Raw genomic sequence first — 20,430 nt, 5'->3', positions numbered from 1 at the left:
CCGTAAGAACAGCGTGTCACCACGGCTTCGCCTTCACCCCGGGGCATCCTGTGAACCCCTGCAATCGCGGAGGGCAGCCGAGGAGGATGGTCCGGTCGTGCGGGTGTCGTCGCAGGGCGTTACGGTCGTAGCTCTCCTGGCGGATCCGGACGCGCCCACGGACATCGCTCAGCGCATCGCCCGGATACTTCCTGATCGGCTCGCCGAAAAGGCGGGCCAGGGGCGTCGGTTCGACGTCAAGGTGGTCAGTGAGCCATTCACCTCAGGGTCCGAGGACCCGCCTACTTTGATGCGCCGGATCATGGACCGCGGAAGTGCGGAGAACTGGGACATCGTGGTGGCCCTCACCGACCTTCCGCTGCACTCACACGGGCGCAAGATCGTTGTCGATCTGAGCCACGAACACGGCTTGGCGCTGCTGTCCCTTCCTTCCCTGGGGGGCTTGCGGCTGCAGACGAGGGCTCGGCGGGCGGTGGAAGAAGCCGTGCTCGGCCTGGTGGGTCCGCAGGCCACCGGGGCTGAGGGGCTTCCGCCGAGTCAGCCGCTTCTGGGTCCTTTTGCCGGTCGGCTCGCGCCTATCCATCGGGGCCAGGTCGGTGACGAGGAGACTGCCGATCTTCGATACGTCGTCAGCGGGCCGCGCGGCTACCTGCGGGTGCTCGTCGGTATGGTCCGCGCCAACCGGCCCTGGCGGTTGGTATCGGGCTTGTCGAAAGCCCTGGCGGCCGCACTCGCCACGGGGGCCATCGGCACCCTGGACTCCACCACCTGGAGCCTCTCCGGGGCCCTGAGCGCGCCACGCCTCGTGATCGCCATGGTCGGGTCCGTCGGGCTCATGATCGGCTGGCTGATCGTGGACGGGGAGCTGTGGCATCGACCGACAGAGGGCTCGCCGGAGGCGAGGCAGAGGGCGCGGCTCTACAACACCTCAACGGTTCTCACCGTCGGTATCGGGGCGCTCGTCTGCTACGCGGGATTGATGGTCATCAACTTGGTGTGGGCGCTGTTCATCCTCAACGACCGAGTGTTCGCTTCCATGACAGGAACCCCGCTGCACGCCACGGAGTACTTGACGTTGTCCTGGTTCGTCGCTTCGGTCGCCACGGTGGCCGGCGCGCTGGGATCAGGTTTGGAGAGCGACGAGGCGATCCGCGCAGCCGCCTACTCCACGCGCGAAAAGGAACGTCGCCAGATGCTCCAAGGCGACCACGGTGACCAGCTGGTGACCTGAGTCGGAGATGCGTCGGTGATCGTTCGGTTCCGAAGACGTCGCCGGTCGATCGCCGCCCCCGAGGGCCACGAGGACTCCAGCCTCATGCTCAACGGACTCGTCGGCGTGCCCGCACGAGCCGGCACGAGGGTCGGGCTAGGCTCCTGCTCGTGACCTGGCTGCGGGCCCTACGGGAAGTCGTGCGATCCGGGCTCACGATCGAGGAGGCGCGACTGGAGCCCCTGCTCGCGCTGCGCACGGCTGTCGGGGTGGCGATCGTCATCGGGCCGGCGCTGTGGCTGGCCTCCCCGGCATACGCCGCGTCCGCCGCCCTCGGTGCCTACTCCGCGGGCGCAGCTACTTTCCAGCGCACCTGGCGTCCCCGCAAAGTGATCGCGCTCGGCGCGGGCGCCGGTCTGGCGCTCAGCACCTTCGTAGGCTATCTGGCGGCGGGCCGACTCGCGATGTTCCTCCCACTGCTGGCCGTATGGGCCTTTGCCGCAGGGATGGCGTGGGCCGTCGGATCGACCGCCGGGATCGTCGCAGCGACGACGGTCGGCAGCATGCTGGTGACCGTCACCCTGCCCACGAGCGTCGGGCGGGCTCTGGAGCACGCCGGGATCATCGCGCTCGGGGGCGTGGCGCAGGCCCTGCTGATCCTGCTGTTCCCGATCCGCCGTTGGGGGGCGCATCGTGACGCGCTCGCCGACGCCCTGGCCGCCGTGGCGGACTACGCCCGCCGGCTGCGGCACGACCCGACCGCCCCGTTCGACCCGGAACCGTTGATGACGGCGCGGGACGCGGCCGCCGTGACGCCGTCGCAGGCCCGCACCCGTCCCTCCGTACTGCACGGTCCCCGGGGGCTCGCCGAGCGCATTCGGCCCGTCGTCGCCGCACTCGCCGATCCGGACGTCGGCGCCCCGGCGGAGGGGCCCGGGCGTGACCGAGCAAGGGAGTTGCTCGACGCGGCCGCCGAGGTCCTGGATGCGGCCGCCCGTTCGATCCGCCGCGGCACTCCCGCCGAGGTCTCGCCCGGAAGCACGGACGCCCTGTGCGTCGACGAGGAGCACGAGGTGCTCGAGGGCCCCGCGCGGCAGGCCGCCGAGCGGCTCGTGGAACTGCTCGGCGAGGCCTTGGAGATCGCCCGGTGCGGCACGCGCGGGAGGACACCCACGCCGCTCAACCCCGCGGACGCCCAGTTGCTGGTGCGTCCGACGATGTTCCGGCTGGTCCCGGTCGTGGCCCGGGCGGTCCGACGTGAGCTCCGCCGGGACTCACCCGTGTTCCGGCACGCCGTCCGCCTGGCGGCGGTGGCCACGCTCGGCTACCTGATCGCCGCCCGGCTACCAGTGGGCCACGGCTACTGGGCGCCCATCACCTCGGTGATGGTGATGCGGCCGGACTTCCACCAGACGTACGCGCGGGCGGTGGCCCGTTTCGCCGGGACCCTGGCGGGGGTCGCGCTCGCCACCGGGATGGTGCGGGCCCTGGGCCCGGACGCCCATGTGTTCGGCCTGCTGGCGGTGGTCTCGGCGGGCCTGTCGTACACGCTGAACCGTACCGGCTACGCATACTCCCAGTGCTTCACTGCCGCATACGTCGTTTTCCTGCTCGGCATGGGCGGCCAGGCATGGGAGCAGACGGTCCCGGAGAGGGTGGTGCTCACCCTGCTCGGCGGGGCCCTGGCCATGCTGGCGTACGTGGTGTTCCCCGCATGGGAGACGCCCCGGCTGCCGGACCGGCTTGCGGACTGGCTCGCCGCGGACGGCCGTTACGCGGCCGCGGTGTTCCGCAGCTACGCCGAACCGACCCGGGAACATCACGCCGACCTGCGCAAGGCACTCCTGGCGAGCAGGGAGGCACGTGCCGCCTGGCAGGAGACATACGACCGGGCGAGGCAGGAACCGGTCCGCCCCAGGGGCCTGACGTCGCGCGAGGCGGAGGAGGCGCAGGAGGCGCTCAAGGGGTTCGACCGGGCGGCGATGCTCATGGAGAGCCACGTCCCGCGGGCCGACAGCCGTCCTGTCCCCGAGGCGGAGCGGTTTGCCGAGGCCCTGGAGGCGGACACCGCGCAGGCGGCGGTCGACGTGCTTGAGCACAGGAGTATGGACTGGGGGCGCGTGGAGGAGGCGCTCCACGCGTGGCAGGACGCCCCTGTGGACCGGAGCCCCGTGGTGCGGCGCGGGGCGGAACTGCAGAAGCGAGCCTTGGAGGACCTTGCGACGGCCGTCAGCCGTACAGCCTTGGAACGCGACATGGGCTCTGCTCGCGAGCAGCAGCGGACGCGAACGGCCTTGGCTGCGGAAGATGACGAATCAGCACAACCGCACCGGGGTGGGTGACAGCTTCCGCGACGGTCAGTGTCGCGCCTCCGGGGGTGTGAAGTAGTCTCCCGGCCGTGTCGAGCGCCGCCACACGTACACTGCTGTCGCCATGACGAGGATCAGCCCCGCCAGGATGAGCAGTTCGATCCCTTCGACTTGCCACCGGAAGGACTTCTCCGCCTCGGCCGTCACGATGAGCACCTTGCGGACGCCGGCGATCAGGCCGACGACGAGGAACGGCTCCGCGTCGAGGGTCTGGTTCCTGATGGTGAGGCGGACGGTGTGGAGCAGCTCGGCCACGATGAAGAGCACCAGGCTGCTGTCCAATGCGGAGAGAACGATCGTCTCCTCACGGTACGGCCCCTGGATCGACTTGATGACGTCCTGGACGACCCCGACGGTCAGGAGCCCCGCGAGCAGTACGAGGAGCGCCGCAACGACGAGGTGAATGCCGTCCTCGACGAGCTGTAGGAGGCTCTGTATGCGGCCGCCCTCGTTCTTCGGGAGAATGGATCGCACAGTTCCCATGCTAGGGGCGCGGCGGTCCGCAGGCGCGGCGTGCTGCCGAACGCGCGGACGAGTGGATCCCGCACTGTTGGGGGCGTGCTGGCCGCGCCCCGGCTTCGCCAGGTCCGGATGCAATGACTGGCGTAATCGCGGAGACCATCGCCGGGCGATTCTTGGCGGAAGCGGACGTCCTGAGCGGCCAGTCACCCCCCGACCGGCGGGCGCCGCCGGGTCACAGGGCGCCGTGCCGGAAAGCGTAGGCCACCGCCTGGGTGCGGTTGCGCAGGCCCAGCCGACCCGTCACCCCGCTGATCACCTGCTTGATCGTACGCTCGGAGTAGTTCAGCCGGCGCCCGATGTCCGCGGTGTCCAGGCCCTCCGCGAGCAGCCGCAGCACCTCCACCTCCCTGATCCCCAGCCCCGAGAACGTAAGCCCGGCGGGTTCCAGCACGCTGCTACGCAGACCGAGCACCTGGTCGATGAGTGCTCCTTGGAGCCCAGACGGCAGCACGGCGTTGCCCCGGGCCGTCTCCCGGACGGCCTCGGCCACCGCATCGAATCCCGCTGCGGTGCGTGCCACCACGCTGCGCAGACCGTATTGCACGGCGGGCAGGACATACCGGTCGGGGACCTCGCCCGTCACCAGCACTGCCCCGGCTCCCGGATCGTGCGCGTCGGCGGCCAGCGAACGCAGGAGATCCAAGGTGGCGCCGGTGAACCGGTCAGCGAAGACGAGGTGCACATCGGCCCGGTGCCGCTCTGCAGCGGGCAGGGGCCGCAGCCCGGCGTAGTCGCGCAGCCGCGCCCGCGCACCCTCTGCCGTCAAGGCGTCCTCGGCGGTCACCAACACGCCCACCGGCCCGCACCGGGGGCTGCCGTGCCGGGAACCGCCGGGTGCGGACCTGCGGCTGCGCGGAGGTGCTACCGCTCCTACCCTGTCGGCGGGAACGGATGAGGTGGCCGGAGCCGGGACGGGGAGGGTGAGGAGCACGGGGGTGCACCGCCGATCTGGTGTTCGGGCCGACGGCCGGAACCGGGGCCCGCGGGAGGGGTTGTTGCGGCCGCGGCCGGTCTGCGCGGCGAACCACCACAGCCGCCGCCGAGGTCTCTCCCACCCTGCCCTGGAACGCCTGGCATCGGCTTGGCATCCGCTTGGCGTCGGCCTGTCGCGACGGGAACTGCCCCGTCCGAACATGTGGTTCCCGTCTGCGCCCGACTCTGCCCGAACGGACGCGGGAAGGCGTTCGATCAGGCCGCCGCATGCTGCACCGGGCCGGAATCGAGTATTCCGTCGGATGGAATGGGACGACCGGTGGCCGACCCTGCGGCAACCCGCCCGGAACACCACTTCGAGGAGACACCACCATGGCACTCGCCTGCGGCCACGACGCCCCCGCCTACGGCCTCCCGGTCTGCGAGCACATCCGGACCGCGACCGACGAGGTCGACTTCTCCATCCACTACACCGGGCACGGCCTCGAGCATCAGCGGATATGCGCCCTGTGCCGCGAAGAAGCCCAACACGGCCGGCCGGTCACCACCGGCCGCATCTGTGAGGACTGTTCGGACACCTCGTACGGGAGCGTGGTCGACTCCGTCGGGCGCCCTGAGACCATCGATGCCTCCCGCCCCGTCCCGGGCGCCGGACCCCTGGTCCCGTTCCCCGCGGACACGGGTACGGTCCTGGACCTCGCTCCAACCGAGCGGGGACTGCTGCTGCTCGCGGCCGACGGGCGGATCCTGCTGTGGGACGCCGAGGCGGGCTCCTGCACGCACCTGGCCACCACCGGCGTCAGCGTGCCGGCCGATGCGGAGCCGTGGAACGGGCACGACAAGGCCCTGCGGCTGCACGCCTCCCGCAACGGCCGGTTCGCCGCCGTCGCCGTCGACTTCGGCCGCACCGGCGAGGTGATCGACCTGACCACCGGAGCGGTCACCGCGGTCCTGGAGAACGACGGGTACCACAGCGAGACCGTCCCCTACTCCCTCCTGTTCACCGAGCACGCCGGCCGCGACGTCGTCCTGCACCGCACCCGGTGGAACCGGATCGCGGGCACGGACCCGGCGAGCGGCGAGCCGGTCCTCCTGATGCCGGAGTCCGAGAAGGAGGCCGCCTGGGCGCACAGCTTCCACGGCGCGCTCCACCTCAGCCCGGGCGGCACCCGCCTGGCTTCGGACACCTGGCTGTGGCACCCGCTGGGCCAGCCCGTCACCTGGGACCTCGCCCGGTGGTTCGCCGACGGGGAGTCCGCCTGGCACGGCGAGCAGCCCGCCGTCGAATTCCGGCGGCTGCCTCCTTGCGAGTACCACTGGAACCGGCCCATGGTCTGGCTGGACGAGGCGCGGATCGTCCTCGGCGGGCTCGGAGACGACGACGAGGCAGTGGTCCCCGGCGCCCGCGTCTTCGACGTCACCCGCATGGTCGACCTCGGCGTCCACGGCTCGGGGCCCGACGAGACGGCGACGTTCGGAGGCCCGGAAGGCCGGTTCTTCGCCGCCGACGGCCTGCTGTACTCGGCAGGCGGACCCGGCCTGGAGATCTGGGACCCCACCTCCGGCGCCCGCATCGGTTCCGTCCCCGGCTTCCACCCCACCCACCACGACACCGTCCGCCGCGAACTCGTACAGCTCACCGCGGACGGCGTCCGCCGCCGCCCGACGACCGAAAGCCTGCCCACCGGCTGAAGGACGGAGGCCTGTGTGCTGCGCGGACAGCCACCACTCCTGTCAGAGGGTTGCAGTCTGCCGCTGTTCAGGCGGGAGCTTGATCCGTGACTGGTCCGGAGACGGAGGCTGAGAGACCGAATCGACTACCTCGGGTAATTGTGGGGAGTCGTAACCACGTCGGGCGAGATGCCGAGCAACTCCTGGTCAGGCCCGTGGCCGTGGTGCCCTGATGCTGACTTTTGCTGACTTTGAGGGACGCGTAACGCTCTGACCTGCGGAAACGTGAAGCGATCCAATGGTTCTGGAACTGGATCGGACGGTCACACGATGATATCGCGCAAGCTCGCGAAGACTGGATGAACGGGTCCCGATTCGGTGAGGTGAAGGGCTACGACGGCCCTCCGATTCCGGCTCCCGAACTCCCGCCGACGCACCTGAAAGCTAGGGGAAGGGTGCGTTGACCTGCTGGTCTGTGTGGGGCGAGGGTCGGGTGCGGTGCTCGCTCCCGGCCCTCCGCTTTTGACTTCGCAGGGGAGGTCGTCGGACATGGTGTGAGAGCCTTCGACGCCGATGGTCGAGTCTCATGTGTTGCAGGCTGTTACCAAGTTTGGTCGAACGAATGCTGACCTTTTGCTGACTTTACTGACGAGCAGTTAGATCTGACCGCTGGCTGGTCGAGTCCTCTTACCTCCGAAGGACAGTGGTGGCCGCCGCTGCGCCGTCGGATCCTACGATCGTGCCGTCGGGCCCGGCTGGGGCGCGCGATCCGTGGATGGAGTGTGCGTGGCGGATCTTGTGCACAAGTGACAGCGCCCTCGCTTGACCAGTCCCCTCCATCAGTCTGTGACGGAACGTCGTGCGCGCCGGACGCCTACGGCTTTGAGGTGACCGGATGCTTCAGCTGAGCACCCTCTCTGAAGAATCTGGCGGGCGCGTCCATAGGTCCTGGAACCCGCCGGGGCGCGGGCCGCCGAGAGAGGGCACCACGCCCATGGGCTGCTGCTCCGGGGTGCCGAGGCATTCTCGTCCTGGGTTGCCGTGGTCAAGATCGAAGGACAACGTCCAGGTGTTGCTGGACCGGCTTAAAGAGTCCGTACGGGATGTACTGCGGGATCTCCGACAGGGTCACCCACGCAACCTCAGCGATTTCGTCAGCGTCCGCCACGTGCGCGGCCCCGCCGACCACCTCGCAGGCTGTGTAGGACACTTGCCGACTGGTGATGGGATGGACCCGCTCGCCCAGCCGAACAACGGGGATCACGTCCAGGCCGGCTTCCTCCTTCGTCTCGCGGACGGCGGCTTCGTCGCATGACTCGCCCGGTTCGACTTTGCCCGCCGGGAATTGCCACGAGAGTTGGCCCTCTGCAACTCGTCGCCGTACGAGCAGTACTCGACCCTCATGAACCACAACGGCCCCGGCAACCCGACGCTGAGGTGGAGCATTGTAATTCAGCGACGTCTCTCGGTCACTCACGGCAGCCGCCGTCGTCCGGGGTGAGGAGGAGTTTGAGCGTCGGCGGGATGCCGGGGCTTGGTGACTTTCGCGAGCCCCCCGGTGTTACTGCGGTGAGTTGCATGGGTGCGGCCCTCCGATCCTCATCCCTCGAAGAGCATTTCTTCCACTCCGGTTGGCGCCGCTGCCTCCTGCTGTGCGCGCTCGAACTCGAGCTGCCATGCCCGCGCCTCTGCGTATGCGACGTGGACCATGCTGCCCGGGCACAGCACCAGTGCCCGGGGTTCGATCTTGTGGTCCTTGACCGATCCGTACCCGATCCGTTTGGTAGGCAACAAGGCGTGCGGAACGGAGCAAGAGGGGCATGGAGCCTTCGGGAGGGTCGCCATGTCACCAGGATGGCCTAATTATTCCCGGCGCGGCAGGGAGCGCACGAGCGCGTACCGTGGCACACGGGTGAGCAGGTTCCTGTCGCCCGTCTTGACTATTTGGGCCGAGCCTAGATGACTACCAGGCTGATGGCGCCGGTGCCCGGCTTGCCGGGACCACTGCTGGCTTTGGTGACAGTTCGGCAGGTCCGGTGGTGTCGCGCCATGAGGCCTAGCCGGCGTTCGAAGCCTGAAGTTGCTCTGACAACGCGTTGTACCAAGCAGCGGGTCTGGCTGGGCGCTGGGCTCAGGCGGCGTCGCTGGTCACGGGGGGCTGCCTCCGCGAGCCGAACGTCGAGCCGAAGCTGCGACAGCGCGTCGTAGGTACGAGCAGATACGGGGCCCTTACCTCCGACCGAGTGGGGGCAAGCCTGCCCAGGGAAGGCGCTCCCGCTGGGGCTCGTTCTATCCGCGACGGCCGGTAATCACCGCAGAGCCATCCAGCGGGGTAGAAGCGCATAGGTGCCCCGCATGGCTCCCCCCGGTCCCGCAGCTGTCCCGCTAGGCGATCGGCGCTGCCCCCTCACCGCCGGCCTTGTGCTCGGGACGGACTCTGGCGCCCGTCGGGGGCATGCTGCTGCAGCTGGGGGTGGCGAGCCGAGGGCCCCCGCTTCAGCGCGGTGACGTGGTCACGGCCTGCAGGGCTGTCTGCCGTGTTCTCGCGACGTACAGCTGGTGCACTTCCGCAAGTCGGATCCTGGACGAGCGCAGAAAGAATAGGGTTCTTGGTTGTTGGCTCCTACGGGTGAGGAGTCTGTTGTCGTGTCCTGGGGAAGTGATGCGCAATGGGGTTGTCCGGTGGGTCGGCAGACAAGGCGGGTAACCGCTACGAGGACTGGTGGACCGCGCTGAGGGTGGCGGAGATCCTTCGTGGAGAAGCCTCCCGGATTCGCCTGGAGCCTCCAGGGCGGGCTGGCGAAGGCATTGAGTTCGAGATCGAGGCCAGCGACGGTACCTGGTGCGACCAGGTGAAGGACGTGCCGTCCAAGGGGCCCTGGAAGCTGCGGGCGACGGGAACGATTCTCCAGGCCGTCGTCGGGCATCTCGCGAGCGGCAAGAAGGTGAGATTTGTACTCTCGACTGGCTCGCCCGAACTGCGCGAGCTTGCCGACCGTGCCAGGGCTGCTGTCACGCTTGCTGAGTTCGAAGAGATTCTCACCAAGGCCCAGGAGCCTCACTTCACGGCTTTGCTCGGCATCTTGACTGGAGATGGCGAGCCTATAGCCCGGGAAACCGCCTGGCGGTACCTGCAGTGTGTGTATGTGGAGCACCACACGCCTGAGAACCTGCGACGGCTGGTCCACCTCACTTACGAGCAGCTGTTCGTAGGTGCTCCGGAGAGCATCGTCAGGCAGCTGAGTGGATACCTGGATGAGCACTTGCATCAGTGGCTCACCGGCCCCAAGATCCGCAGCCATTTGCTCTCACTTGACGGGGTTCGACCCCGCCGGTTGGCGGGAGACGGCAATACTCTCCATGCCTTGGCAGACACTGCAGACAGGTTCCTGCGACGGGTGCGCCGTAGCACTCCCAACTTCGGATTGGCCGCACGTCCTCACGTTGATCAGCTTTACGACCGGCTGAAGGTTGAGGGCGGCCCGCAGGTCGTGCTGTGCGAGGGACAGGCGGGCTCGGGTAAATCGACGGTTGCTGCGGATGTACTGGAGCGGCTCGCAGCCCGGGGGTGGCCGGTCGCTGCCGTCAACATGGACGCAGCCGACCCGACGGTGCAGACAGCAAGAGACCTGGGCGCGAAGATGAACCTGCAGGACTCGCCGGGGATCTTGCTGCCTGGAGTCGCAGGCGGAGGGCCAGCGCTCCTCGTCATCGATCAACTGGACGCTGTCAGCCTGTACAGCGGTCGTATGTCAGATGCTTTCGAGGCTGTGGAGGACGTTCTCGCCCAGCTCTCGGTCACGCCGAATGTCAAAGTGCTCTTGGTGGCCCGTACCGTCGACATCGAACAGGACAGCAGGTTGAGGGCACTGACTGCTGACACTGCGCGAGTGACGAGATTCCCGGTGGGGGAACTGGCTGAAGAGTCAGTGCGAGCCATCCTCGCCGCGGGTGGGAATGAGCCCGACCGCATGCGCTCGGAGACGCTGGAGCTGCTGCGCACCCCGCTGAACCTGGCGGTCTTCGGCAATCTCTCGCCTACAGCCCGTGCAGTGCCCTACCGGACATTGCAGCAGCTCTACGACGGCTACACCAATGAGGTGCGCCAACGTGTGGAAACGCAGATCGGACGACTCGACTGGATGGGGATCACGGGCACCCTGTGCGCCTTCATGAGTGAGCAGGAGAGCCTGCGGGCGCCGCTTTCCCTCCTTGACGGCTATCCGAAGAGGGAAGTCCGGGCCCTGGAGTCGCAGGGAGTTCTGGTCAGCGACGAGGAACGTACCGGGTTCTTCCATGAGACCTATTTCGACTACCTCTTCGCCCGGCCCTTCCTCACTACAGGAAGGGACGTCCACGACTTCTTGGCCGAATCAGGACAGCATCTCTTTCGGCGAGCGCAGACGCGACAAATCCTCGAGCACCTGGCTGGCACAGATCCCGATCGGTTCCGTGAGACCACTGTTCGGCTACTCAGCTCCACCCGGATCCGCTCCCACCTGCACGACGTGATCACGGCCCTCCTCGGTCAGCTCGACGCCACCCCGGTGGACTGGCTGGCCGTCGAACCGTTCGCCTGGGGCACAAGCCCGGTGGCGCGCAAGGTACGCCGGTTGCTGGCGCTGCCGGCCTGGTTCGATGCCGCAGACCACGACGGCAGGTGGGAACGCTGGCTCGGCGAAGCCGAAACCGTCGATGCCGCCTTTGCGGAACTGCTCGTCGCCGCACGGCACAGGCCACAGAGAGCAACAGAGCTGGTACGTCCCCACATTGGTACTACGCCCGAGTGGAGACAGCGCCTCCTCGCACTCGTGGAATGGTCCCTTACTCCAGGTCTGGTCGACCTGGCCGTCGACTTGATCCAGGCAGGGCAGGTCGATGAGGCACGCGGACGTATCGCGGGCAACAGTGACTTCTGGTCTTTGCTCTACGCCCTTGCCCAGACCGATCCCGTTCCGGCAGCCGCACTTGTCGGCGCCTACCTGGATCGGGCGCGAGCCCGGGCCTCCCGTGACGGCATCAACGACCCCTTCGGTGACGAGTATCTGTCGACTCATTCACAGACTGCTCCTACAGTCCTGTCGCGGATCGCTGAGGCTGCGCCCAAGGCATACACGGACAACGTTCTGCCTTTCGTCATTGGCACCGCCGAATCCGAGGATGCCTCCGATCGGCAGTCGGGCAGCCGCTGGACGTATCGCCGAGTGGGCGGCGGAAGCGTTGACTCAGAGATGCTTTCTGCCCTCGCCACTGCCTTGTGCGCGCTGCCGGCCGCTGACCCGACTGCCGCAGCCGACACCTTGTCGAAACTGAGCAGGTCTACAACTGAAATCGCGTGCTTCCTGACCTGTCGTCTTCACAGTGCCGGAAGCGCAGCCGACGCGGCGATTACGTGGCTCTACAGTGACCACCGGAACCTCAGTCTGGGCTGGGTGGACAGTCCGCGTTGGGCATCCCGCGAACTCATTGAGGTCGCCACACCCAACTGTACCGACGGCACGCTCGATCGTCTGACCGAAGTGCTTCTTGGGTACTACCCGCAGACGGAGCGTCGACGCGAAAAGGGTTGGCCCAGCCGGTGGGGCTGGGCACAGTACGAACTGCTGTCCGCCATCAGTCCCGCTCGACGCAGCGACAAGGTCCGAAGGAGGCTCGACGAGCTGGAACGGAAGTTCCAGGGCGTTACCCCGAACCCACCGTCGGGGATCGTTACCGCGTGGAGCGCTTCTCCAATCAGCGACCGCGCGGCGGAGCTCATGACCGACGAACAATGGCGCCGAGCCCTGGACAAGTACGCCCGAACTCAGCCCGATCGCTTCTGGCCGCCCCAGGGCGGCGTGCACGAGCTCGCCAACACGCTCGGCACCCGAGCAGGACAAGAGCCTTCACGCTTCGCTGCCTTCGCCCTCACTTTGGGGCCCGACTCGCCCGGGGCGTATTTGTGCGCGATCGTGCAAGCAGCTGCACCCCACCTGGACACGGCCACATGGGAAAGGCTGATCCTCCATACCCACCAGACCCTCGGGCAGGAAGCCGCGTTCACCGTCTGTCATGCCCTGCAGTCCACTCCAGACCACTACACCTCTGCCCTGCTCCCCGTCCTCACAAGCTACGCAACGGCCTCCCAACCAGAACGCGACACCAGAGAGACGGACGAGGACGGGACACGCACCGATCTGCTGACCGCTGGCCTGAACTCCACCCGCGGCCAAGCCGCACTCACGTGTGCAGCGCTCTTGTTCCACGGCGCCCACCACGTGCCCGAACTCAGACCCCTCATCCTCCGGCTGGCTACCGACCCCGTACTCGCCGTCCGTGTCTGCGCCTCCGAAGCCGTCCGCGCCCTGATGAACCACGATCCACAGACCGCACTGGACACGGCCTGTCAGCTGATGACACATCAGGATCGCAACGTCCACAACGCAAATACGTCTCAACTTCTACTCATCCACGCCCTGGCCCGCGACCCCTCGCGGTTCGCCCCATACCTCGGCGACGCCCTTGACGCTCCACAGCAGATCGCGGAACTTGCGGGGCAATCCTGGGCCGTGGCGGCACTTCAAGGAAACCTCGCGCCGGACCTGCCCGCCACCGTGCTGCACCTGCACACCGCGGCCCGCCGCGGCGCGGCCACGGTCTTTGCCGGCAACCCCGAGCACTACACGCGACTACTGCCACTGTTCGAGGACAACGACCAAGGCGTCCGTAACAACGCCTCCGCCGTGATGAGACACGCCTTCGACCTGCTGCCATATCAAGCAGACGAGCTCGTCCAGGCGTTCATCACCAGCGAGGCGTTTGCCGGCAACCTCGGGCACCTCGCCTTCGCCTTCCATGACCCGGCCGGCCCCCTGCCGGCGGTGGCACTGGACGCCTGTGAGCACATTATTGGCCAGGCAGGCACCAGCCTGTCCGACATCCGAACCCGTCACGCAGTTCACGGCCACTACATCGTCACGGCGGTTGTACGCCTGTATCGACAAGGCCCAAGCTCCATGCGCGCCCGCTGCCTGGATATCATCGACAGTCTTTCCCGCGCCGATGTTCAAGGTCTCCACGCAGCCTTGGAAGGTGAGCGCTGACTCTCGCGTTGGGCAACGCGGATCCGTTGGGGACACGGTCGCGTCCCTTCTCATGGTGTAGCTGATCATCCGATGGCGCCGGGCAGGCAGGGGTCGTAGTCAGTAGCAGGTGCGAGCATGGGCGAGAGGCAGGCATAGGACAGGGGGGCACGGATGGATCCGGAGGACTTCTTCGAGGCTCGCCCAGGTAGTTGGTTCGGCGGACATGGTTCCCTGACGCTCGACGTGCAGCTGGTGGAGGACCTACGGCGGGGGCCTCTTGCCGATCGGTCGGACCTGGAGGTGGGACTGGCCCTCACCAGGCTCCTCCATGAGGACTTCACCACCTGCGGGACAGGCGGCGGTCAGCGCCTGGACGACGAGTCCGTGATGCTTGCGATCAAGGCCCATAGGGTCGTTCTGGAACGCCTGGGAATGGAGCCTCCGCGGCTGCCGTTCCGCAACTTCTCTTCGTTCGGTGACTACTGGCGCCGAAACGGTATGTCTGGAGGCGGTGGGTGGGCCGCGCGCCGCGAGTGTGTGGAGAGCCTGCTGGGGCCAGCCCGGGATGCCCTGGAGCGGCTGGAAGAGGCCGAGTACGAAGCCCAGTTCAAGAAGGGGCCCACCGGCCGGTTCAAGAACCTCATATTCGCCGCGGACGGACCCAAACCCAAGATCGTCTTGCGGGATGCGGTCAACAACGATGTGGAGATCGTCTCGAACGCCGATAACTGCCTGGTGTTCACCGACCCGTTGTCGCCGTATGGCCTGACATGGGCATGAGCCGGACCCCGGCCGTTTCCAGCAGCGCGTCCACGGCGTCCGTGTCGGCCGCCGTTGCCAGTCGTACGCGGGTGCTCCTGGGGGCAGGCCATCCATCCCGTAGCCGACCAGCAGTCAGTCGTACGGGCCTGCTGCTGCCCTTCTTCGCCACGCGCTTGGCCACCGACAACCCCCTGGAAGCAACGAACGGGAACGGCGCTGAGCGCCACGAGGATGTTGTCCATCGCCAAGGGCGTTCAAGGAGCGTTTACCGGCCGAATGTGTACGACGTGTCGGCCAGGTAGTTCGGCACGACCGTGTCGCACAAGCGAGATCGCGGCGCGCTCGGAGCGGCAGGCGCTGACCCAGTCACGTCCTGACCTGAGCGGGCCCACCACGCTGCCCTGCTCGCAGGCGTCTGGCCCCCAGCCACAGGAAGTGCGGCACCTGGTCACCCGGTTCGGTTTCCGCCGCAGAATGAGTGCAGCGGCAGCAGACGACGTCACCGGCGCTCTCACGTGGCCGGAGCGCCGGTCTGCAGGTCTGTCTCCGCAGGCCAGCCCGGTTGGTGAGTTCAAGCTGCCAGGCCAAGGTCGAGGAGCTTCGCGGCTTGCCCGAGGGTGCCAGGCATGAGGTGTCGGTAGGTTTTGAACGTGATCTCGATGCTTTTGTGCCCCATCCACTCGGCTACATCCGTGATCGCAATGCCATGAGTTAGACAGTTCGACGCGAAGAAGTGGCGCATGCTGTAGATGACCATGCCGTCGGGGATGTCGAGAGCCTGTGCCTTACGAAGGCGCTGCCATTGGTTCTGAAAGAAATACGGCTGGAATGCTTGGGCTTGGTCTTTAGGGTGTCGAAGTAGGTAGCCGTCGGTGGTGCCGTGATTCTCGGCATGCCATTCGATCGTCTCTCTGACTCGCATCGGCAACGGGACGTCGCGATATTCGCCTTTCTTTCGATGTTTGATCGGGCCGTACTTCCGTGTGGTTTGGTTTACTTGCTCGGTGACTCGGTAGACGTCATCGGCCACGATGTTGTTCAGGTTGACCGCGGCGGCTTCGCCGTTGCGCAGGCCGCAGCCGCTCATGAGGTCTACGAGTAGGCGGAAGGAGTCGTCGCCCTGGCCGCGTAGCGATGCCAGCTGGGGTGCCGTAGGAATCACTGCGCGCGCGGGGGAGTATTGGGGATGCTGGACCCCAATGATCGGGCTTTCTTCGTAGACTCCTAGGCGGTGAGCGTCCAGAAGGATGGTGGCGAGCTTGTCGAAGGCGTTTGACTGAGCGGCTGAGCCTACGTCGTGCGCTTCCATGTGTCGCACGAATTCATCCACAACTTTGTGATCGAATGAATCCATTCGTCGACTGCCGAAGAACGGCAGCAGATGACACCCGAGAAGCGAGTCGAGTTGCCTGACGGAGGACTCTGCCAAATGTCTTTGGCCACCTCGCCATTCGGTGGCGTACTCGGAGAACGTCATCCGTCCGTATCTTGTGGCGCGTTCCGCCTTTGACTGTCTTCCCGTGCCCCTCCTTGCCCGATACGCCTCGGTGAGCCTTCTCATGGCTGCGTCTTGGGTGGCGAATCCGGACTCCTGAGTTTGGCGTCCCGAGGGGTTGCGGTATCGGATCTTGTAATCGTGGGAACACTTCGACCATCTACTCATCGGGTGGTCGCAGGATTTGAAGAAGGTTCCCATTCCCCGGGGCAGGCTTCTTGCTGTCACAACTTCTTCTATCTGGTCCTGTGTGCAGTCGGTCGTGAACGTATTGCGTCTCTCAGTTGAGTGGGACGCTCTGTTGGTCGATCCATCTTTGGACCTCGGATACGCGGAACTGCATCTTGGCGTTGCGCCCGGTGCCAAACTTGTATGCAGTCAGGCCGACTCGGGCTGCCTCGCGGTACACCCATGGAACCGACATGTTCAGGTGTTGTGCCAGTTCCCTTGCTGTCATGAACTGCGCTGGCATGCCGCTCCCTTCGTCGCGGACTGGGCGTTCTTGCTTTGCCATGGTCCGCAGAATCCCCGGTTTCGGAAACCGGGGATCGTCGGCTATGTAGGGAGGGCATCCTGCGCGTCGGGTACCTGTGCTCTTTGGAGGAAGTCTTCGACAGTGAGCGGCGTGCGGAGCGGTCGTGACCGTACCGGCTGCCGTGCCAGCGAAACGCACAGCCTCATGCGGTGAGCCCCAGGTCCAGGAGCTTGGCCGCGCTACCGATCGAGCCGGGCATGAGGTGGCGGTAGATCTTGAACGTGATCTCGATGCTGTTGTGCCCCATCCACTCGGCGACGTCGGTGATGGGGATGTTGTGCCGCAGGCAGTTCGAGGCGAAGAAGTGGCGCATGCTGTAGATGACCATGCCGTCGGGTATGTCGAGATCGCCCCGTCGTTTCAATCGCTGCCATTGGTTCTGCAGCAGGTAGGGCTGAAAGGGCCGTGTGGGGTCACGGGGGTGGCGAAGCAGGTAGCCGTTGACGTTGCCGTACGTATCGGCGTACCACTCGATGGTGTTCCTCGTCCGTGCCGGCAGCGGGACGTCCCGATACTCGCCGGCCTTCCGGTGCTTGAGGCGGTCGTACGTCTTCGTGGTCTGGTTGACCTGCTCCGTCACGCGGTAGACGTCATCGGCCACGAGGTTCCTGAGGTTCACTGCGGCCGCTTCGGCGTTACGGAGGCCGCAGCCGCTCATCAGATCCACCAGGAGCGTGAGGGTGTCGTCGCCGGCGACACGTACCGCCTGGAGCTGCTCAGGGGAGGGGATCACGGCCCGCTTGGGGTCGTACTGGGGAGGCTTGACTCCTTCGAGCGGGTTGTCGTCGAAGAGTCCCAGTCGATGTGCGTCGAGGAGGATCGACTTCAACTTGTCGAAGGCATTCGACTGGGCTGCGAGGCCGACACCGTTTCGCTCCATCATGCGGATGAACCCGTCGACGACCTTGTGGTCGAAGCTGCTCATCCTGCGGCTGCCGAGGGCCGGGAAAATGTGGTGCTGCAGGAGTGAGTCCAGGTGACTGAGGGACGCCGGCGCCAGGTGTCGCTGGCCGTCCTTCCACTCCGCCGTGTACTCCCGCAGCTGCATGGGACCGTACTTCGCGATGCGCTCGGCTTTGGCGTTGTGCCTCGGAGCAGCTTTCCTGGCCTTGTAGAGAGCGGCCAAACGGTTGATCGCCTCGTCCTCCGTGGCGAACCCCGACTCCTCGGCCTGTCTCCCGCCGACGTCCCTGTAGCGGACCTTGTAGGGGTGGAGGCACTTGGCCCACCGGGAAGGGGAGTGCTCGCACTCCTTGAAGAAGCTGCCCATGCCTCGCGGGAGCGTCTTGGCGGCCATCGCTGCGGCCTCCTCGGATTCCGATGCTGACAGTTTGCTGACCGTCAGCGATCCGGGACCCATTTGACCTGCGAAAACGCCGTGCTGCACCGAGATGTTCTGGAACTGGATTGGCCGGAGCAACGAGGAGATCGTACAGGCCCGGAAGGACTGGATGGAGGGCACCCGCTACGGCGAAGTAAAGGGCTACGACGGCCCTCCGATCCCGGCGCCTGCACTCCCGCCGGGGCCCCTGAAGGCGCGCGGACGGGTGCGCTGACCTGCGGTTTCCTGGAACGGATCGACGAGTCGAGATCAGTCGGGGCGAGGCCGCACTCCGCACGGAGATCGTTTCGGCGGCGCGGGCGACGGGGGCTCCGAAGGCTCTTCTCGGAGCCCTCGACGTTTCCCAGGTATGACCAGCTGGGGTCAGCTTTGCCAGGACCAATGCTGACCCAATGCTGACTTTGGTGATGAATCGTCAGGTGGGTGACTGTCTTGCGGCGGCCGTGAAGAAGGCGTGGCACGGGCTCGCAGATCCGGCGCGCCACCCTGTACGGAGCGTCACTGTCAGAGGTTTTGACGCATGGCTTCGATGCATGTGGCGCGTGCGGAGTTGGATCGGTCGCGGGGGTAGGCGGTCCCTAGGTTCATGCCACTGTCTGTCTCGATAGGAGGCTGTTGCCACGCCTCGCTCATGTGGACGCCAGCCTCGGAGCGCGCGGCGGCGACGAGGGCGGCGTACGGTTCGGCGACCTTGGAGGCTTCGATCTGGAGCCAGGCGTGGTGGAAGGTCATGCGGGCGAGAAGGGAACTGGCCTCGTCGGTCAGCTCCCGTCGGGCGTCTGGAGAAGTCGGCCGTCGGCGTATGCGGTACGGCATCTCCAGATATTCCTCGACAGCCGTCAGCGCTTCGGCGAACGTCTTGGAGCGGCGTTCACGCCGTGCTGCACGCTGGTTGAGGGTGAAGGTGATGTAGACGCCGACCAGTGCGATGACGGGAACGATCAAAGCGGTGGTCTGGGCCCACGTCCAGCTGCCCGCCTGCGGCGTGGCCGAGATGATGACGACGGTGCCCACGTGCTACTCCCTGGCAGGCCGTGTGGTGCGTCCTCGATGAGCCATTCGCCCCCGTTGTCTCCACCGGTGAGGCGCCACCAGTGCTCGATGAACAGATGAGTCCGGACGATCTCGAACAGGTCGAGGAGGCCCTTCGAGCTTGTCCACCGCCGCTCCTCAGGATCGTATGGCTGCCAGAGGCACAGGGCGTCGTCCGCGCCGTGCCGGTGCTTTGATGCGGCGCCGGCCTTTGCGTAGACCCGCGGAAAGTCCCGAGGGCGCTGCCCGAACGTGGGGTAGGGCGGCTCGTCGAAGAAGCGGACGGTCACTGGCACAGGAGCCGGCTCGCCGATCACGTCGAGTCCGTTCAACCGATAGGTGAGCCGACCTCTGCCGTACGCATGCCGGAGGTCGTCGCCGAAGCGATGCCGAGCGTCCCGTTCCAGTGGGGACCACCAGGCAGGCTGAACCCCGTACCAGATCCCCATCACTACGGTGCCCAGGCCCGGGTGGTGGTAACTCGAGGGCCCGCCAGCCCGAGTCCGGATGCCGCACTCCCGGTGAGGATCACGTCCCGGCGGAGGCGGGCGGCCTCTTCCTGGGTCGGGTCCGCATCCGGAACGATCTCGGGGAAGATCTTGCTCAGAACGTGCTGGGCGCTCACCGGTCGGTTCTCGGCTTCGTGCTCTATGGCGAGGTCAATGTATTCCCGGGCTGTGTCGAGCCGTTTGCGGACCTCGCCGATCGGCAGGTTGAGCGGGATGAGGCCAGCGACACCGGCCGGGTCGTCAGTCTGCCCGGATTTGAGCTTCTGAGCCGCGTGGATGAAGAAGGCTTGGAGTGCCTCGGCCAGTGGCATCGGGGTCGTGATGCATTCCAGTGCGAGCGCTTTGATGTTCCAGGAGCAGAGCGGCTTGCTGTGGGTGCAGTTCCAGTGCTTTAGCAGTCGCACCGTCCGGGCGAACGTGTTCTCTGTCTTGTCGATGGCATCCAGCACCATCTCGGTGTGCGTGATCGGATCGGCCCGGTCCCACTTGTCGGCGATCTCCATGTTGGGAATGACGAGGCCCTTGCCGGAAGGGTGCGGGATCGCGGTCATCACGTCGGCTGTGAAGTCCGGTTGGCCCGCGGTCACCGGGTCGCCAAAACGCACGAGCACGGCACGTCGTCGCCCCGCGACTTCTACGGTGAGCTTGGGGAACTCGTCGGCCAGATCCTCGCGTATCGCGTCCCGCGCGCGATCCATCAGGGAGAGTGCATCGTCGCCGTCGGGTCCGAATCCCTGCGCGTCCTCCGGGCTTAGCTTGGCGCCGAGGTCGACATCGGTCAGGGGAGTGTTGGCGTCACCGTGGGCGACACTTCCATTGAAGTAGATGGCTGAACCTGGGAAAGCACGTCCAAGTGCATTGGCCAGGAGCTGTCTTCGGCGCTTTGCCTCGGCGAGCTCGTCGTCGGTGACCTCGATCTGACGGCGGGCCTCTTCGAGGAGTTGTTGCAGAGACTTCTCTTTCATTAGTACTCCCTTCGTCTCGCC

13 protein-coding genes and 2 pseudogenes are annotated in these 20,430 nt (G+C 66.5%); 7 read left to right on the top strand and 8 right to left on the bottom strand.

The window, feature by feature from the left end; translation table 11 throughout:
- Window positions 1-97: 97 nt before the first annotated feature.
- Together ACFYXV_RS06880 and ACFYXV_RS06875 are read left to right on the top strand one after the other, a co-directional pair.
- A complete protein-coding gene (locus tag ACFYXV_RS06880) occupies window positions 98-1,231 on the top strand; it encodes a hypothetical protein (RefSeq protein ID WP_189733873.1) in 1,134 nt (377 codons plus the stop codon).
- 149 nt (window positions 1,232-1,380) lie between these two features.
- On the top strand, window positions 1,381-3,552 hold the full coding sequence (locus ACFYXV_RS06875; protein ID WP_389382220.1) for an FUSC family protein: 2,172 nt from the start codon (window positions 1,381-1,383) through the stop codon (window positions 3,550-3,552).
- 15 nt (window positions 3,553-3,567) lie between these two features.
- Here the strand turns inward: ACFYXV_RS06875 and ACFYXV_RS06870 are convergent, their stop codons facing one another.
- Window positions 3,568-4,062: a phosphate-starvation-inducible PsiE family protein gene (locus ACFYXV_RS06870; RefSeq protein ID WP_301364511.1), complete on the bottom strand. Its 495-nt coding sequence runs from the start codon at window positions 4,060-4,062 to the stop codon at window positions 3,568-3,570.
- Between the two features lie 211 nt (window positions 4,063-4,273).
- Window positions 4,274-4,885 (bottom strand): response regulator transcription factor, encoded by a 612-nt coding sequence (locus ACFYXV_RS06865; RefSeq protein WP_389382219.1) that lies wholly within the window; start codon window positions 4,883-4,885, stop codon window positions 4,274-4,276.
- Window positions 4,886-5,406: 521 nt separating this feature from the next.
- Between ACFYXV_RS06865 and ACFYXV_RS06860 the strand changes: the two genes are divergently transcribed.
- Both ACFYXV_RS06860 and ACFYXV_RS06855 read left to right on the top strand, forming a co-directional pair.
- On the top strand, window positions 5,407-6,726 hold the full coding sequence (locus ACFYXV_RS06860) for a hypothetical protein (protein WP_389382218.1): 1,320 nt from the start codon (window positions 5,407-5,409) through the stop codon (window positions 6,724-6,726).
- Between the two features lie 266 nt (window positions 6,727-6,992).
- A pseudogene (locus tag ACFYXV_RS06855) lies at window positions 6,993-7,169 on the top strand (pirin family protein); the annotation flags it as partial.
- A gap of 581 nt (window positions 7,170-7,750) precedes the next feature.
- Here the strand turns inward: ACFYXV_RS06855 and ACFYXV_RS06850 are convergent.
- Window positions 7,751-8,161, bottom strand: a complete 411-nt coding sequence (locus ACFYXV_RS06850; protein ID WP_389382462.1) for an NUDIX hydrolase — start codon at window positions 8,159-8,161, stop codon at window positions 7,751-7,753.
- Window positions 8,162-9,374: 1,213 nt separating this feature from the next.
- Here ACFYXV_RS06850 and ACFYXV_RS06845 point away from each other — a divergent pair.
- Both ACFYXV_RS06845 and ACFYXV_RS06840 read left to right on the top strand, forming a co-directional pair.
- Complete coding sequence (locus ACFYXV_RS06845) at window positions 9,375-13,787, top strand: hypothetical protein (protein WP_389382216.1); 4,413 nt, start codon at window positions 9,375-9,377, stop codon at window positions 13,785-13,787.
- Between the two features lie 153 nt (window positions 13,788-13,940).
- Complete coding sequence (locus tag ACFYXV_RS06840) at window positions 13,941-14,549, top strand: hypothetical protein (RefSeq protein ID WP_389382215.1); 609 nt, start codon at window positions 13,941-13,943, stop codon at window positions 14,547-14,549.
- Between the two features lie 553 nt (window positions 14,550-15,102).
- Here ACFYXV_RS06840 and ACFYXV_RS06835 read toward each other — a convergent pair.
- The 3 genes from ACFYXV_RS06835 to ACFYXV_RS06825 form a co-directional block, all read right to left on the bottom strand.
- Window positions 15,103-16,008 carry a tyrosine-type recombinase/integrase gene (locus ACFYXV_RS06835; RefSeq protein WP_389382214.1) on the bottom strand — a complete coding sequence of 302 codons (906 nt, stop codon included), beginning with the start codon at window positions 16,006-16,008 and terminating at the stop codon, window positions 15,103-15,105.
- A gap of 298 nt (window positions 16,009-16,306) precedes the next feature.
- Window positions 16,307-16,540 (bottom strand): helix-turn-helix domain-containing protein, encoded by a 234-nt coding sequence (locus tag ACFYXV_RS06830; RefSeq protein ID WP_158734305.1) that lies wholly within the window; start codon window positions 16,538-16,540, stop codon window positions 16,307-16,309.
- A gap of 163 nt (window positions 16,541-16,703) precedes the next feature.
- Window positions 16,704-17,858 (bottom strand): tyrosine-type recombinase/integrase, encoded by a 1,155-nt coding sequence (locus ACFYXV_RS06825; RefSeq protein ID WP_389382213.1) that lies wholly within the window; start codon window positions 17,856-17,858, stop codon window positions 16,704-16,706.
- Between the two features lie 94 nt (window positions 17,859-17,952).
- Between ACFYXV_RS06825 and ACFYXV_RS06820 the strand changes: the two are divergent.
- A pseudogene (locus tag ACFYXV_RS06820) lies at window positions 17,953-18,117 on the top strand (pirin); the annotation flags it as partial.
- Between the two features lie 290 nt (window positions 18,118-18,407).
- On the opposite strand, the gene ACFYXV_RS06815 reads toward ACFYXV_RS06820, so the two are convergent.
- Entirely contained in the window at window positions 18,408-18,917 is a 510-nt protein-coding gene (locus ACFYXV_RS06815) for a hypothetical protein (RefSeq protein ID WP_389382212.1), read from the bottom strand.
- Window positions 18,918-19,386: 469 nt separating this feature from the next.
- Entirely contained in the window at window positions 19,387-20,409 is a 1,023-nt protein-coding gene (locus ACFYXV_RS06810) for a hypothetical protein (protein WP_389382211.1), read from the bottom strand.
- Window positions 20,410-20,430: the final 21 nt, after the last annotated feature.

The sequence above is a fragment of the Streptomyces sp. NPDC002181 genome (assembly GCF_042890485.1).
GTDB lineage: Bacteria > Actinomycetota > Actinomycetes > Streptomycetales > Streptomycetaceae > Streptomyces.
This window is presented reverse-complemented; position numbering and strand designations above follow the sequence as displayed.

Excerpts from the sequence above, each read along its gene's own strand:
- ACFYXV_RS06810 (WP_389382211.1), bottom strand. The coding sequence starts at position 20,409 with ATGAAAGAGAAGTCTCTGCAACAACTCCTCGAAGAGGCCCGCCGTCAG.
- ACFYXV_RS06845 (WP_389382216.1), top strand. The coding sequence starts at position 9,375 with ATGGGGTTGTCCGGTGGGTCGGCAGACAAGGCGGGTAACCGCTACGAG.
- ACFYXV_RS06840 (WP_389382215.1), top strand. The coding sequence starts at position 13,941 with ATGGATCCGGAGGACTTCTTCGAGGCTCGCCCAGGTAGTTGGTTCGGC.
- ACFYXV_RS06860 (WP_389382218.1), top strand. The coding sequence starts at position 5,407 with ATGGCACTCGCCTGCGGCCACGACGCCCCCGCCTACGGCCTCCCGGTC.
- ACFYXV_RS06870 (WP_301364511.1), bottom strand. The coding sequence starts at position 4,062 with ATGGGAACTGTGCGATCCATTCTCCCGAAGAACGAGGGCGGCCGCATA.
- ACFYXV_RS06830 (WP_158734305.1), bottom strand. The coding sequence starts at position 16,540 with ATGGCAAAGCAAGAACGCCCAGTCCGCGACGAAGGGAGCGGCATGCCA.
- ACFYXV_RS06835 (WP_389382214.1), bottom strand. The coding sequence starts at position 16,008 with ATGACGTTCTCCGAGTACGCCACCGAATGGCGAGGTGGCCAAAGACAT.
- ACFYXV_RS06825 (WP_389382213.1), bottom strand. The coding sequence starts at position 17,858 with ATGGCCGCCAAGACGCTCCCGCGAGGCATGGGCAGCTTCTTCAAGGAG.